The organism is Streptomyces sp. NPDC026417 (assembly GCF_055567695.1).
Window position 1 is genome coordinate 32,261 of record NZ_JBVHPY010000026.1, and the last position, 14,181, is coordinate 46,441.

Genomic DNA, 14,181 nt, shown 5'->3' on the forward strand with positions numbered 1-14,181 from the left:
TAGGGAGGAAGAGGGAAGGGGAACAACCCGCTCGCTAGCCGCCCCCCCCCCCCCCCCCCCCACGGCCGCGCCCTCTCCCGGGGAGGGGCCGCGGCCGTGCCGTCCGGACCCGGACGGCGAGCGGGGACGGGCGGCCTCTACCGTGCTCCCTGTGACTGCCAACATCGACGAAGTCCCCGGCCGCTACGGGCCGTCGGCGACCACCGAGGCCGAGCCCCGCGAGGTGGGCCGGGTCCGGACCGAGTACTCGCCCGCGCACGACGGGGACCCCGATCCCGGCGAGATCGTGTGGACCTGGGTGCCCTACGAGGAGAACGACGGCCGGGGCAAGGACCGCCCGGTGCTCGTGGTCGCCCGGGAGGCGACGGGCACGTTCCTCGCCGTCCAGCTCTCCAGCAAACGACACGACGGCGACCGCGCCTGGGTGCCGATCGGCAGCGGACCCTGGGACCGGACCGGGCGCGACTCGTGGGTGGCCGTGGAGCGTGTTCTGCGCCTGCACGAGGAAGGGATGCGCCGGGAGGCGTGCGCGCTGGACCGGATGCGGTTCAACCTGGTGGTGCACCGGCTGCGGGAACGCTACGGCTGGCACTGAACGCACTCCCCACGGCGCCGGGGGCGCACCGGTCACAGCCGCGACCGCTCCGGCCGGCGCCGCCCCCTCCGCCGGACCGGGGCACACCGGCCCCCTCCGCCCGGCCCCGGGCCGCACCGCCACCGCCGCGGCACCGCTCCGGCCGTTCGGCGCCGGAGGCACGCCCCGTCAAGACGGCGGGAGCGGTACGGCCGACGCTCGGCTCGGCCCCGTACGGCATGGGGAGCACGCCCGCGCGCAGCTGCTGTGGGACAGCTACGGTTCAGGACGAACTCGGACCCGGTGGAGTCGGGGCACTCCCGTCACGGCTGCCGGACACCGTCCGCGAGGGCGAACGCCTCTTCGAACGCCCGCCGGGTCACGGAGCCCCGGGTCCGGTCCAGCACACCGAAGACGACGTGCTCGAACGCCCCGGCGAACCGGCCCCCGCCGGTCAACAGGCCCCGGAACGCGGCCGCCACCTGCGCCGGATCGTTCCGGAAGACTCCGCAGCCCCAGGCGCCCAGCACCAGTCGGCGGTATCCGTGCGCCACAGCCGTCTCCAGCACGCGCTCGGCCCGGACGGCGAGGGCGGTCGGCAGCCCGGTGGCGCGCTCCGGTGCCGTCCGCAGCACGACTCCCGCGTTCGGCGCCGCCGCGGTGAGGAACCCGGCCTCGAACGGCTCGTCCAGCAGGCGGCCGCCATCGTCGCGGAAGACGGGCACGCCGGGTGAGTGGATGACCCGGTCCGTGTAGAACGGATCGCGGTGGGCGCGGTGGTGGTCGTAGAACGCGCGGGCCCGCAGGACGCACGTGTACAGCGCGGAGGCCCGGCAGAGGGCTTCCTCCTGCGCCTGCGCGCCGTTCAGATAGCCGCCCCCGGGATTGCGGGCCGAGGCGAAGTTCAGCACCGCGACGGGGCCCGCCAGACGCCGCGCCGCCTCCAGGCTGCTCTCCCCGGTGACCTCGAGCACCGTGTCGGCCGGCACGACCGACGGTGTCTGCACCGGGCCGGGCCCGTACAGGCGGGTGCCCTCCCGGGCGGCCTCGACCGCCGCGGCGATCGACACCGTGCGTCCGTCGGACGCGCGGTACCAGCCCGCCGCGACGATCTCCTCCGTCTGATGCGCGACCCCGCGCAACCGCGCGCTCACTGCGCGACCCCCGTACGCGCCACGAAAGCGCCCCGCGCGATCTCCCCCGTCGTGCTCATGAACGCATCGTGAGCGATGCTGGTCGTGCGACGCAACAGAGTTTTCCGGGCGCTCGGACGCTGCCCTCCCGTCCCGAATGCGGGGATCTGCACTCTTGTGCGAACCCGCCCGGGTGGTCTTGGGTGGTACGAGCGATGCCGGTCCGGCCCATCGGAAGCCGGACCGGCGGCATGATGGAATCTCAGGAGGATCCCGACATGTCCGATTCGGTGAGTGACTGTACGGAGCACCGCTCCGTGGTCACCGAAGCCGAGGTGGAGGCGCTGGTCCGAGGCATCTGCTTCAAGACCGGACCACCTCGCCTCCTCGGCGTCGAAGTGGAATGGCTCGTCCACGAGCTGCGCCGGCCGCAGCTCCCGGCAACACCCGCACGACTCGAAGCGGCCTACGCCGCACTGCGGCCCCTGCCGCTCCGTTCGGCGCTCACCGTCGAACCGGGTGGCCAGCTGGAGCTCAGCTCCCTCCCCGCCGCCTCCCTGATGGAGTGCATCGAGTCCGTCTCCGCCGACCTCGCCGCCGTACGCGCGGTGCTGCGCGAGGCGGATCTGGGCCTCAGCGGCTACGGCCAGGACCCCTGGAACCCCCCGAGGCGCTTCCTCCACGAGCCGCGCTACGACGCCATGGAGCGCTGCCTCGACCGCACGGGTCCCGAGGGGCGCGCCATGATGTGCTCCTCCGCCTCCGTCCAGGTGTGCCTGGACGCCGGGCACGAGGAGCCGGGGCCGCTCGGGCACGGGCGGCGCTGGTGGCTTGCGCACCAGCTGGGCGCGATCCTCGTGGCGGCGTTCGCGAACTCGCCGCTGGCGGTCGGCCGCCCCACCGGGCAGCGCTCCACGCGCCAGTCCCTGTGGGCGGCGATGGACCCGGGCCGGTCCAGCGCCCCCGCCCTGGGCGGGGACCCGCGCGCCGCCTGGGCCCGGCACGTCCTGGACGCACCCGTGATGTGCGTACGGCGCTCCGGCGGCCCGTGGCCGACGCCGGAGGGTCTCAGCCTCCGTGAGTGGATCCGCTCCGGCACCCCGCCGGACCGGACGGACCTGGACTACCACCTGACCACCCTGTTCCCGCCGGTGCGCCCGCGCGGGCACCTGGAGCTGCGCATGATCGACGCCCAGCCGGGTGACGACGGATGGATCGTGCCGCTCGCCGTCACGGCCGCGCTGTTCGACGACGCGGAGGCCGCCGAGACGGCGTACCGGACCGTGAAGCCGCTGGCGGAGCGCGCGGGGTCGCGGCCCGCTCCGTGCAATCCGCTGTGGGCTGAGGCGGCGCGTGGCGGGCTCACGGACCCCGAGCTGCACGAGGCGGCCGTCGTCTGCTTCGCGGCGGCGGCCGAGGCACTGCCGCGCCTGGGCGCCACCCGCGAGGTACAGCAGGCGGTGGCGGAGTTCACCGAGCGCTACGTGGCCCGGGGGCGCTGCCCCGCCGACGATCTGCTGAGCCAGTTCCACGGGAAGGACATCCGCACATGACCGCCCCCGAATCCCTCACGGACCCGGAGTCGCTCAGGGAGCGCGCCCTGGACGCGCTGGTGACGGCCCGTGACCGCACCGCGCTGCTGACCTCCTGCGTGGAGGAGCCGGACCTCACGGCGCAGCACTCGCCGCTGATGTCCCCGCTGGTGTGGGACCTGGCCCACATCGGCAACCAGGAGGAGCTGTGGCTGCTGCGCGCGGTCGCGGGACGGGAGCCGATGCGGCCCGAGATCGACGGGCTGTACGACGCCTTCGAGCACCCGCGCGCCGAGCGGCCCTCGCTGCCGCTGCTTCCCCCGGAGGAGGCCCGCCGGTACGCCGCCGACGTGCGCGGGCGGGCGCTCGACGTGCTGGAGAGCAGCACCTTCCGGGGCACGCGTCTGACGGAGGCCGGTTTCGCGTTCGGCATGATCGCCCAGCACGAACAGCAGCACGACGAGACGATGCTGATCACCCATCAGCTGCGCCGGGGCCCCGCGGTGCTCACCGCGCCCGACCCCGCACCGGCGCCGCCGTTCACCGGCCCGGCCGAAGTCCTGGTCCCCGCGGGCCCGTTCACGATGGGCACGTCCGCCGAACCCTGGTCGCTGGACAACGAACGCCCGGCGCACCGGCGTGAGACGGCCGCGTTCCACATCGACACCACGCCCGTCACCAACGCCGCCTACCAGGCTTTCATCGAGGACGGCGGCTACGGCGACCCCCGCTGGTGGACGGCCGAGGGCTGGGACCACATCCGCAAGCACTCCATCGAGGCCCCGCTGTACTGGCGCCGGGAGGCCGGGCAGTGGCTGCGGCGGCGGTTCGGCGTCACGGAGGCCGTCCCGCCCGACGAGCCGGTGCTGCACGTGTGCTGGTACGAGGCCGACGCGTACGCCCGCTGGGCGGGGCGGCGGCTGCCCACGGAGGCCGAGTGGGAGAAGGCGGCCCGCCACGATCCGGCGTCGGGCCGCTCCACCCGCTATCCGTGGGGCGACGCCGACCCGACGCCCGAACACGCCAATCTGGGCCAGCGCCATCTGCGCCCGGCACCGGCCGGCAGCTATCCGGCGGGTGCGTCCCCGCTCGGCGTGCGCCAGCTGATCGGCGATGTGTGGGAGTGGACGGCGAGCGACTTCCTGCCGTACCCCGGGTTCAGCCCGTTCCCGTACAAGGAGTACTCGGAGGTCTTCTTCGGGCCGGACCACAAGGTGCTGCGGGGCGGTTCGTTCGCCGTGGACCCGGTGGCCTGCCGGGGCACGTTCCGCAACTGGGACTACCCGATCCGGCGGCAGATCTTCTCCGGGTTCCGCACCGCCCGCGACGGGGCCGCCTGATGTGCCGTCATGTCGCCTACCTGGGACCGTCGGAGCCGCTGGGCGCGCTTCTCGTGGCACCGCCGCACGGTCTGTACCGCCAGTCCTGGGCCCCGCGCAGGCAGCGTCACGGGACGGTCAACGCCGACGGTTTCGGCGTGGGCTGGTACGCCGACGGGGACCCCGTGCCCGCCCGTTACCGCCGTCCCGGTCCCATCTGGGGCGACCAGTCCTTCACGGACCTCGCCCGGGTGGTGCGCTCGGAGGCCGTGCTCGCGGCCGTCCGCGACGCGACCGTGGCGGGCGCCGACGGGGAGGCCGCTGCGGCGCCGTTCGCCGCCGGACGCTGGCTGTTCAGCCACAACGGGGCCGTCGCCGGATGGCCGCACTCCCTGGCCCGCCTCGCGACGACCCTGCCGGCCGCCGCCCTGCTGTCGATGGAGGCGCGCTGCGACTCGGCGCTGGTCTGGGCGCTGGTGCTCAACCGGCTGACCGGCGGCGACGACGAGAGCCAGGCCCTGTCCGACACCGTACTGGAGGTCGCGGCGGCGGCCCCCGGATCACGGCTCAACCTGCTGCTCACCAACGGCGAGACGATCACCGCGACGGCCTGGGGCGACACCCTCTGGTATCTCGCCGAACCGGGCCGCCGCACCGTCGTGGCGTCCGAGCCGTACGACGACGATCCGCACTGGCAGGAGGTGCCGGACCGCACGCTGCTGGCGGCGAGCCGCACCGACGTGCTGCTCACCCCCCTCAAGGACCCGCAGGAACAGAGCGCGCCGCAAGGACACATGGCACCCGCCCCACTCAAGGAGCCCCGCACGTGAGCCCGTTCCTTCTCACCCGCACCCTTCCCGAGGACGCCACGGAGGCGGCGCTGCGCGCCGACGTCCTGCACGGCCTCACCCGCACCCCGAGGACACTGCCTCCGAAGTGGTTCTACGACGCGCACGGCAGCGAACTCTTCGAGAAGATCACCGAACTGCCCGAGTACTACCCGACGCGGGCCGAGCGCGAGATCCTGAGCGCCCGGGCCGGGGAGATCGCCGCGGCGACCGGTGCCCGTACGGTCGTGGAGCTGGGGTCCGGCTCCTCGGAGAAGACCCGGCACCTGCTCGACGCGCTGTCCGGACTCCACACGTACGTGCCGGTCGACGTGAGCGAGAGCGCCCTCACCCAGGCCGGACAGGCGCTGGTCGCCGAGCATCCGGATCTCGACGTGCACGCGCTCATCGCCGACTTCACCGGGGGCCTCACGCTGCCGGACACACCGGGGCCGCGTCTCGTCGTGTTCCTCGGCGGCACGATCGGCAATCTGCTGCCCGACGAGCGCGCGTCGTTCCTGTCGTCCGTGCGCTCCCTGCTGGCGCCGGGCGACGCGCTGCTGCTGGGCACCGACCTGGTCAAGGACCCGTCGGTGCTGGTGGCCGCGTACGACGACGCGGCGGGCGTGACGGCCGCGTTCAACAAGAACGTGCTGTCCGTCGTCAACCGTGAGCTCGGCGCGGACTTCGACCTCGACGCCTTCGAGCACGTCGCGCTCTGGGACGCCGCGAACGAGTGGATCGAGATGCGGCTGCGCTCCCGGACGGCGCAGACCGTGAAGATCCCCTCGCTCGGCCTCGCCGTCGACTTCGCGGACGGGGAGGAACTGCGCACCGAGGTCTCCGCGAAGTTCCGGCAGGAGAAGGTGCGCGGGGATCTCGCCGCGGCCGGGCTGGAGCTGACCCACTGGTGGACGGACGAGCAGGGGCGGTTCGCGCTCTCCCTGAGCGTCGCGCGCTGAGGGCGCCGCCGCGGGACCGGATCGCCCCGGCCCCGCGGCGGATTCCCCCACGGTCCCGAGCGGATCCCGCACCGCCGCGGGGGGGGGATCACTCCTCTCCGGCGGCCAGGGTCCTGGTGATCCGGCGCGAGGCGCGGGCGGCCTCGGTCCCGGGGTCGGAGCCGGTGAGGACCTTGGTCATGTAGTCCTTGATCGGGTTGTCCGCCTCGACGGCCGCCCACTCGGGCGAGGGAGGGGTCGCCCGGCCCTGCGCGGCGCCCGCCGCCATGGCCGCGACTCCCTCCTCGCCCGCGACCGCGCCGGCGAGTGTGGTCTTGTTGGGCACGTAGTCCATCGCGCGGGCCAGCTCCGTCTGCCACTTGGCGCCGGCCAGCGCGGCGATGACGGCGGTGGCGCCGCGCCGGTCGTCGGTGTACTTGGGCACCACGAGGTCGGAGCCGCCCGTGAAGACGGACCCGGCCCGGGCCGCCGTCGGGCCGGGGACCGGGAAGTAGCCGAGTTTGCCGTCGAGTTCGGGATTCGCCCGCACCACGGCCTGGGCCAGGCCGGGCACGGCCACGATCTGTGCGATCCGCTCCTTGGCGAACACCCCGGACTGCGGCGGGTGTTCCTCGTCCGCGTCCACCGGGCCGTCGCCGAGCGACTGCAGACGCTTGTAGAAGTCCATGCCGCGCAGTGCGGCGGGCGTCTGCAGCGAGCCGCGCCAGGTCCCGTCGGACTCCTCGGCCAGGTCGCCGCCCTCGTCCCAGACGAATCCGGCGAGGGTGTACCAGTCCTGCCCGGCCAGATAGATGCCCTGCGTGCCGCCGGAGTTGAGCCTGCGGGTGTCCTCCAGCCACTCGTCCCGCGTCTTCGGCGGCTTCTTGATGCCGGCCCGGGCGAAGAGGTCCTTGCGGTAGATCACGACCCGGTTCGCGGCGTACCACGGGATGCCGTACTGGCGGGATATGTGCCTGCCCGGTTCGGCGAGGCCCGGCAGCCAGTCGTCCATGCCCCAGTCGCGCATGGACTCCAGCGTCAGGTCGAGCAGCCCGTCCCCGGCGACGTACTGCGCGACCTGGGTGTTGCCGACCTCGATCACATCGGGGGCGTTCCGCGCCCGCTTCTTGAGCGCGGTCTGCACCTTGTCGCCGATCCCGGTCCACTCCTGGATGCGGATGTCGAGCTCGATGTCGCCGTGTCTGCGCTCGAAGTCCTCGGTGAACCGGGCGAGGAACTCCTTGGAGGCACTGTCCTTCATCAGCCACACCGTGACGGTCCGCCGTTCGCTCCCGCCCTCCGGCAGGGTTCCGCACGAGGTGAGCAGGAAGGCGGCAGCGAGGGTGGAGGCGAGGAGTGCGACAGCGGGGCGACGTCTCACGAGGGGGTCCTGTTCTGTCTTGCGGACAGGGGAAGGGAGCCCGACATGGGGGGACGAGCGCTTCGCTCGCACGGGTGTGCTGGATTTTGGTATGGACCAATAGAACCGTCAAGACCGGATCCGGCCACCGGAGGCCGGCGGCACCGGTCGCCGAGCGCACCGGTGCCGCCTCGGGTCAGCTGCCCGGAACGGTGTCCTGGAAGGCGGTCCCTGCACTCCGGTACGCGGCGACCTTCGCCGCCACCTGCGCCGGAGTGAGGACCTGGTCCTTGACGTGCAGGACGTAGTCCACCTGCTCGTCGTAGGCGCGCGGCGTGGTGCCGGTCTGGCCCGCGAGATCGATCAGCCACTGGTTGAAGTTGATCGACATGGGCCGCTCCGGCAGGTAGGCGGCACCGTGGGTGCCGAAGACCTGCCCGTCGACGTAGTACGTGATGCTGCTGCCGTCGATGGTCAGCACCAGGTCGTGCCAGCCCGCGTAGCTCTGCCGTGCCTCGCTGTGCTGGTTGACCGCCTCCCAGGGATCGGGGCGGTAGGTCTCCCAGGACGTCGTGTAGAGGATGTTCGACGGCTCGCCCCAGCCGCCGTTGGGGAGGTACTCGAAGTCGTACTCCGCGTAGTCGTCGGCCATCGGGGCGGTGAGGTCGTTGATGGTGAAGAACGTCTGCACGAGGTGGTCGCCGTCGGGGCCGGACCGGGGCGCGTCGGAGAATCTGACACGCGCCGCGTACGTCCCGTTCTTGAACTTCACGGCCTTGGTGAGCACTTCGGTCTGCTTCGTCGACGCGCCGGTCCCCGCGGTCGACGTCTCCAGGTTCATCACGGAGTTGCCGCCCGAGTTCACGAAGGTGACGTTCTCGGGGGCCCAGGTGGCTCCGGGCACGCCGGGGCCGCCCGAGTTGGAGCGCACGTTCCAGCCGTGCTGGGAGATCTTCGGGTCGGTGTGACCGGTGTAGGTGAAGTCGTCGAAGAGCGCCGCCCCGTTCGGGGGCGGTTCGGTGGGGTCCGTCGGGTCGGGATCGGGGTCGTTGCCGGCGGGTGCGGTGCCCCAGACGAGGGCGCCGGCCCGCGTCGCGGTCACCTTGTCCCAGCCGACGTACGAGGTCTGCGTGGCGCCGAACGAGTAGTCGTCGCTCTGCTTCAGGGTCTGCCAGTCGGAGCGGTGGAAGCGCAGTTGCATGTCCCCGGTGTCGGCGCCCGGGGCGAGCGAACCGGCGCCGGAGGTGAAGCCGATCTCCAGGTAGCGGTCCGCGGTGGCCGTGGGACTGGCGAGGGTGCCGAAGGTGCCGGTGATGTTCGAGCAGCCCTTCACGGCCCAGGAGCACGCGAAGCGGTACGTGGTGCTCGGGCTGTCGGCCTTGAAGTAGTAGCGGAGCCTGACCTCGCTCAGCGGCACCGACGCGTTCGAGGTGTTGGTGACCTTCAGCCAGGGTTCGCTCTGGTCGGCGCTCGCGCCGGTCGCGCTCGTGCGGTACTGCACGCTCACCGCGTCGCCTGCCGCGTTCGCGGGAAGCGCGGTCAGCCCGGCGAGCGCCAGTCCCGCCGCTGCGACGCCGACGGCGATGCGCAGTCTGGTGCCTTGTCGGTTCATGGATGAATCTCCTTTCGGAGTTCCGGAAGCCGCGGCTTTACCAATTGGTCAGCTGACCACTTAGGCGAGGTCGAAGGTGGCATAGACCAATGGGACCGTCAAGGGCCCACGCAGTCACGGGAGTTGAGGGATCCGCTCGTCAAGTGGTCAACCCACTGGTTACGATCGGCCTGACCAGCTGTGGACGGCGACGGAGGGTCGGGCGCATGGACGGAATGCTGAAGCGGGAACGTGTACGCGACGTCCTGCTCGGCCTGGTCGAGGAGCGCGGCCCCGGGGCCGCCATCCCCTCCGAGCGCACGCTCTGCGCCCGACTCGGCGTCTCCCGGCCCACGTTGCGTGCGGCGGTGGACGAACTCGTCGCCACCGGACTGCTGGTGCGCGAGCACGGCCGGGGGATGTTCGTCGCACCCGACAAGATCACCCAGGAGATCGTCGCCGGACACCGGTCGGCCGGCGTCCCGCTCGCCGCCGGGACCTGGTCCAGCCAGATCCTCGAACTGACGAGGATTCCGGCCGGGGCCCGGGTCGGGCGGAAGCTGCGGATGTCACCGGCCGCCGAGATCCTCTACATCGCACGCCGGCGCCTGGTCGACGGCGCCCCCATGGCGATCGAGCACCTGCACCTGCCCGCCGACCTGGTGCCCGCGCTGACCCCGGCCGAGCTGGAAACCGGCGACCTCTACGACCACCTGCGCGAACACCACGGGGTCCGCGTCCACGAGGCGACCCAGTCGATCGAGCCGACCGTCGTCAGCGAGGCCGAGGCGAGGATCCTCGGCGTACCCGTCCTCTCCCCCGCGCTGCTGATCGAACGCCTGACCACGGACACCGCCGACCGCCCGGTGGAGTACGTCCACTCCCTCTACCGGGGCGACCGCTACCGCATCGTCTCGCGGCTGTCGCTGGGGCCGCCCCGCGCCGGTGCGGACCCGGAGCCGGACGGGCGCGGGACGGCGGGCGACTTCGCCCACGGGGTGCCCGACATCTCGCGGACGGCCGCTCTCTGGGGCACCGTGGAGTGACGCGTGGCACAGGCGCCACGGCGGAGAGGAGCACCCGCATGTCCAACCACACCTATCGGGTCACCGAGATCGTCGGCACCTCGACGGAGGGCGTCGACCAGGCCGTCCGCAACGGGATCGCCCGGGCCTCGCAGACCCTGCGCAACCTCGACTGGTTCGAGGTCACGCAGGTCAGGGGCCAGATCGAGAACGGCCAGATCGAGCATTACCAGGTAGGCCTCAAGGTCGGCTTCCGCCTGGAGGACGGCGACTGACCCGGGTCCGCACGCCGCCGCGACGGCCCCGTACGGGAGGAGACGGTCCGCTCAGGTCCGCCCCTCCCGTTCCTGCGCCTCCTTCAGGGCGGCGGACGTGGCCGCCCAGCGGGCCCGTACGACCGTGAAGCCGGCCCGCTCCGCGTCCTCGCAGACGAGCGCGTCGTCGTCCACCAGCACCCGGATCTCCCGGTCGCGGGCGAGCCGGCGGAGGATCTCCAGCTTGGTGCGGCGGGCCGGCCTGCGATCGTCGTTGCGCCGCATCCGGAGCGTCCCCTCGGGCAGACCCTGGGCGGTGAGCCAGGCGACGGTGTCGCGGCGGCACCGCTCGGGCCGTCCGGTGAGGTAGACGATCTCGCACTCCTCGGCACTCCGGCGGGCCAGCTCCACGCCCTCGGCCAGCGGCGGGTCGTCGGGGGCGGCCGCGAAGAACGCGTCCCAGTCCCGTGGGCTGCGCTCCAGGAAGCGCTGCCGGTGCGCGGTGTCGGCGAGGGTGCCGTCGAGGTCGAACACGGCGAGTGGTCTGCTGCTCTTCGTCACGCCGACCACCTTAGAAGGACCGGCCGTGAACGCCGCGGGTCAGCTGTTCCAGCTCTCGTCGTACGGGTCGCGCGGCGCCGGCACGGGGGTGGCCCGGCGGACGTCGATGAACGGGATCACTCCCCCGTTGACGGGGTCCTTCCCCCGTCGGCCGGTGTAGGTGCCGACGACGTCCAGCCAGGTGTCGGGCTGGAGCACCGGCGGGATCCGGCCCGTCAGTCCGACCTTGACGGGCTGTGCGTCGGCGGCACAGCAGTTGAGTGCCATCCGGACCAGGTACGGCGTCCCGCCGCGGTCGAGGGCCACGAATCCGGTGATCTCGACCCGGCGTCCACCGAGGGAGCGCCCGTGGTCGTAGGCCGCACGGCCGGCGTAGTCGACGAGGCTCATCCGGAGGGGGTCCCCCGCGGGAAGGCCGGGATAGCCGAAGGGCGGCTGCAGCGCGGTCCCGGTGTGCATGGCGCTGTAGGAACCGAGGGCGGGCGGGGCGACCAGGATGAGCGCGAGCAGCGGCAGCACGAGCAGCCAGGCGATCCGCGGCTCCCGGTGCCCGTGCCCGTCGTCCTCCCGGTGCCCGTGCCGGTCCTCCTCCCCGGGCTCGTCCGCGCCTTCCTCCCCGGGATCGCCGTCGTCGCCCGCGCCGTGCCCGCTCGTCGCCCCGGGCACCGGCGGTCGCCGCAGTTCGTACCGGACGGTGGCGACGGCGGTGGCGATCAGGACGATCCCGGCCGCGATCAGCAGCGGACGCAGCCCCGCCTTGACGTAGCGCAGATAGAGGTCGGTGAAGGCGGCGTGCAGCACCGCCGCGCCGGTGAGGAGGAGCACGGCCGCCTGTGCCTGCCGGTTCACAGCAGCACCGCCCCGACCAGGACCGACATGAGGACCGCCAGCGCGAAGGTCGCCGGGGCGAAGCGCAGCGCGAACCCGCGGCCGAAGGTGGCGGTCTGCATGGCGAACAGCTTCAGGTCGATCATCGGTCCGACGACGAGGAACGCCAGCCGGGCGGTGAGCGAGAACTGGGACAGCGACGCCACCACGAACGCGTCGGCCTCCGAGCAGATCGACAACAGCACGGCGAGCACCGCCAGGGCGAGGACCGCCACCACCGGGTTGTCCGCCGCCGCGCGCAGCCAGCCGGCCGGCACGACCGCCTTCAGGGTCGCCGCGGCCATCGCTCCCACGACCAGGAAGCCGCCGGCGTGCACGACGTCGTGACGTACGGACCCCCAGAAGGCCGCCCCCCTGCCCCGGCCCGCGAACGACGGACGGGCGGGCGGGCGGAGCCAGTCGGCGCGGCCCAGCCGCTGCCACAGCCAGCCCATCGCACAGGCCACGAGCAGGCTCGCCGCGAACCGCGCCAGGACCATCCGCGGCTCGCGCGGAAACGCGACGGCGGTCGCCGTCAGGACGATCGGGTTGATCGCCGGGGCGGACAGCAGGAACGCCAGCGCCGCCGCGGGGGTGACCCCGCGGCGCACCAGCGCCCCGGCCACCGGTACGGACGCGCACTCGCACCCCGGCAGCACGGCGCCCGCCATCCCGGCGACCGGCACCGCCAGGGCCGGCCGCGCGGGCAGCGCCCGGGCGAAGAAGGTCGGCGGGACGAACACGGCGATGACCGCCGACAGCAGGACGCCGAGGACGAGGAAGGGCAGCGCCTGGACGACGACCGCGACGAAGACCGTCATCCAGCTCTGCATCACCGGTACGGACAGGGCCCGGCGGACCGGCCCCTGGAAGGCGACCACCAGGAGCAGCACCATCGTGAGCACGAGGGGGGAGCTGAACTGCCAGCCCTGAGGGTCGTCCGGGTCGCGCCGGGCGACGGGTGCCGGCGCTTCCTTGATGGTCGTCACGTGCGGGGTACCTCCGGCATGGCGGGCGGCGTGGGCCGATGTCCTCCCCTCAAGTACGCCGGAACGGGCGTCCGTGCTCATCCGGGCGGCCGGTTCCCGGAAGTCGCGGGGCCCCGGCGGTGTTGTAGCGGGGGACCGACAGCGGCGCGGCCGGCCGCACGGCCGGCGCATCGGGCGAAGGGACCCCGCGTGGACGCCACACGTTTCTCCGTACTCGACCGTTCCCGCACCCGGGAGGGCCACGACGGGGCCGAGGCGCTGCGGGACACCGTGGAGCTGGCACGCGAGCTGGAGGGGCTCGGATACCACCGGATCTGGGTCGCGGAGCACCACGGCGTGCCCGGGGTCGCCGGATCGGCCCCGACGGTGCTGGCCGCGGCGGTCGCGGCGGCCACCCGCCGGATCCGGGTGGGCACCGGCGGCGTCATGCTGCCGAATCACCGGCCCCTGGTGGTCGCGGAGCAGTTCGGCGTCCTGGAGGCGCTCTTCCCCGGCCGGATCGACATGGGACTCGGACGCTCCGTCGGCTTCACGGACGGCGTACGCAGGGCGCTCGGCCGGGACAAGGAGGACGCCGAGGACTTCGCGGCCCAACTGGACGAACTGCTGGGGTGGTTCCGGGGCACGTCCCCCACCGGGGTGCACGCGCGCCCGGCGGAGGGCCTGGCGGTGCCGCCCTTCGTCCTGGCGCTCGGCGAGGGCGCCACGGTCGCGGCACGCGCCGGACTGCCCCTGGTCATCGGCGACATCAGGAACCGCGACCGGATGCAACGGGGCATCGACCACTACCGCGAGACGTTCCGCCCGTCCTTCTGGGCGAGGGAGCCGTACGTCGTGGTGTCCGGCACGGTCGCGGTGGCGGGCAGCCCGGAGGACGCCCACCGCCTCCTCGTGCCCGAGGCCTGGTCAATGGCGTACGCGCGCACCCACGGTACGTTCCCGGCGCTCCCGCCCGCCGAGCGGGTGGAGGCGCTCACGATGACCGCGCGGGAGCGCGGGTTCTACGAGTCCGGGCTCGCCGGTCACATCGCCGGCACCGAGGACCAGGTCGCGCACGCATTGGAGACGCTGGTCAAGGAGACCGGCGCGCAGGAGGTGCTCGTCACGACCAGCACGTACGACCGCGGGGCGCTGCTGGACTCCCATCGGAGGCTGGCGCGGGTCGCGGGTCTCAGCGCGGCCTAGAATCGTGGGGTTTTGTCCCCCGC

14 protein-coding genes are annotated in these 14,181 nt (G+C 73.1%); 8 read left to right on the forward strand and 6 right to left on the reverse strand.

All coding sequences use genetic code 11. The features are described from left to right. Positions 1-151: 151 nt before the first annotated feature. Positions 152-595 (forward strand): type II toxin-antitoxin system PemK/MazF family toxin, encoded by a 444-nt coding sequence (locus ACZ4NT_RS32145; RefSeq protein ID WP_121407599.1) that lies wholly within the window; start codon positions 152-154, stop codon positions 593-595. Positions 596-897: 302 nt separating this feature from the next. Here the strand turns inward: ACZ4NT_RS32145 and ACZ4NT_RS32150 are convergent, their stop codons facing one another. Continuing rightward, a complete protein-coding gene (locus ACZ4NT_RS32150; RefSeq protein WP_467728587.1) occupies positions 898-1,728 on the reverse strand; it encodes a TIGR02452 family protein in 831 nt (276 codons plus the stop codon). A 257-nt stretch (positions 1,729-1,985) separates the two neighbouring features. On the opposite strand from ACZ4NT_RS32150, the gene egtA reads away from it, so the two are divergent. Genes egtA through egtD form a run of 4 tightly spaced genes read left to right on the forward strand, consistent with a single transcriptional unit; the run spans position 1,986 to position 6,347 of the window. After that, entirely contained in the window at positions 1,986-3,260 is a 1,275-nt protein-coding gene (gene egtA, locus ACZ4NT_RS32155; RefSeq protein ID WP_467728588.1) for an ergothioneine biosynthesis glutamate--cysteine ligase EgtA, read from the forward strand. Continuing rightward, positions 3,257-4,579 (forward strand): ergothioneine biosynthesis protein EgtB, encoded by a 1,323-nt coding sequence (gene egtB, locus ACZ4NT_RS32160; RefSeq protein WP_121407386.1) that lies wholly within the window; start codon positions 3,257-3,259, stop codon positions 4,577-4,579. The genes egtA and egtB overlap by 4 nt, the downstream gene beginning before the upstream one ends. Further along, positions 4,579-5,388 carry an ergothioneine biosynthesis protein EgtC gene (egtC, locus tag ACZ4NT_RS32165; protein ID WP_121407385.1) on the forward strand — a complete coding sequence of 270 codons (810 nt, stop codon included), beginning with the start codon at positions 4,579-4,581 and terminating at the stop codon, positions 5,386-5,388. Before egtB ends, egtC begins: the two co-directional genes overlap by 1 nt. Further along, on the forward strand, positions 5,385-6,347 hold the full coding sequence (gene egtD, locus ACZ4NT_RS32170; protein WP_121407384.1) for an L-histidine N(alpha)-methyltransferase: 963 nt from the start codon (positions 5,385-5,387) through the stop codon (positions 6,345-6,347). The genes egtC and egtD overlap by 4 nt, the downstream gene beginning before the upstream one ends. Before the next feature lie 88 nt (positions 6,348-6,435). Here the strand turns inward: egtD and ACZ4NT_RS32175 are convergent, their stop codons facing one another. Further along, the gene (locus ACZ4NT_RS32175; RefSeq protein ID WP_467728589.1) at positions 6,436-7,707 is read right to left on the reverse strand and encodes an extracellular solute-binding protein; all 1,272 of its coding nucleotides are present in this window, start codon (positions 7,705-7,707) and stop codon (positions 6,436-6,438) included. Positions 7,708-7,882: 175 nt separating this feature from the next. After that, on the reverse strand, positions 7,883-9,298 hold the full coding sequence (locus tag ACZ4NT_RS32180) for a cellulose binding domain-containing protein (RefSeq protein WP_467728590.1): 1,416 nt from the start codon (positions 9,296-9,298) through the stop codon (positions 7,883-7,885). Between the two features lie 206 nt (positions 9,299-9,504). Between ACZ4NT_RS32180 and ACZ4NT_RS32185 the strand changes: the two genes are divergently transcribed. Together ACZ4NT_RS32185 and ACZ4NT_RS32190 are read left to right on the forward strand one after the other, a co-directional pair. Continuing rightward, positions 9,505-10,323, forward strand: a complete 819-nt coding sequence (locus ACZ4NT_RS32185; RefSeq protein WP_467728591.1) for a GntR family transcriptional regulator — start codon at positions 9,505-9,507, stop codon at positions 10,321-10,323. Positions 10,324-10,361: 38 nt separating this feature from the next. Next, entirely contained in the window at positions 10,362-10,577 is a 216-nt protein-coding gene (locus ACZ4NT_RS32190) for a dodecin (protein ID WP_121407380.1), read from the forward strand. A 51-nt stretch (positions 10,578-10,628) separates the two neighbouring features. Here the strand turns inward: ACZ4NT_RS32190 and ACZ4NT_RS32195 are convergent, their stop codons facing one another. From ACZ4NT_RS32195 to ACZ4NT_RS32205, 3 genes are read right to left on the reverse strand one after another with little or no spacing between them, the layout of a single operon-like run. Continuing rightward, the gene (locus ACZ4NT_RS32195) at positions 10,629-11,117 is read right to left on the reverse strand and encodes a phosphatase domain-containing protein (protein ID WP_467728592.1); all 489 of its coding nucleotides are present in this window, start codon (positions 11,115-11,117) and stop codon (positions 10,629-10,631) included. Between the two features lie 39 nt (positions 11,118-11,156). Continuing rightward, positions 11,157-11,966 (reverse strand): TIGR03943 family putative permease subunit, encoded by an 810-nt coding sequence (locus tag ACZ4NT_RS32200; protein ID WP_467728593.1) that lies wholly within the window; start codon positions 11,964-11,966, stop codon positions 11,157-11,159. Beyond that, positions 11,963-12,973 (reverse strand): permease, encoded by a 1,011-nt coding sequence (locus ACZ4NT_RS32205; protein WP_467728594.1) that lies wholly within the window; start codon positions 12,971-12,973, stop codon positions 11,963-11,965. The genes ACZ4NT_RS32200 and ACZ4NT_RS32205 overlap by 4 nt, the downstream gene beginning before the upstream one ends. Before the next feature lie 189 nt (positions 12,974-13,162). On the opposite strand from ACZ4NT_RS32205, the gene ACZ4NT_RS32210 reads away from it, so the two are divergent. After that, complete coding sequence (locus ACZ4NT_RS32210) at positions 13,163-14,158, forward strand: LLM class flavin-dependent oxidoreductase (RefSeq protein WP_467728595.1); 996 nt, start codon at positions 13,163-13,165, stop codon at positions 14,156-14,158. Positions 14,159-14,181 lie beyond the last annotated feature (23 nt).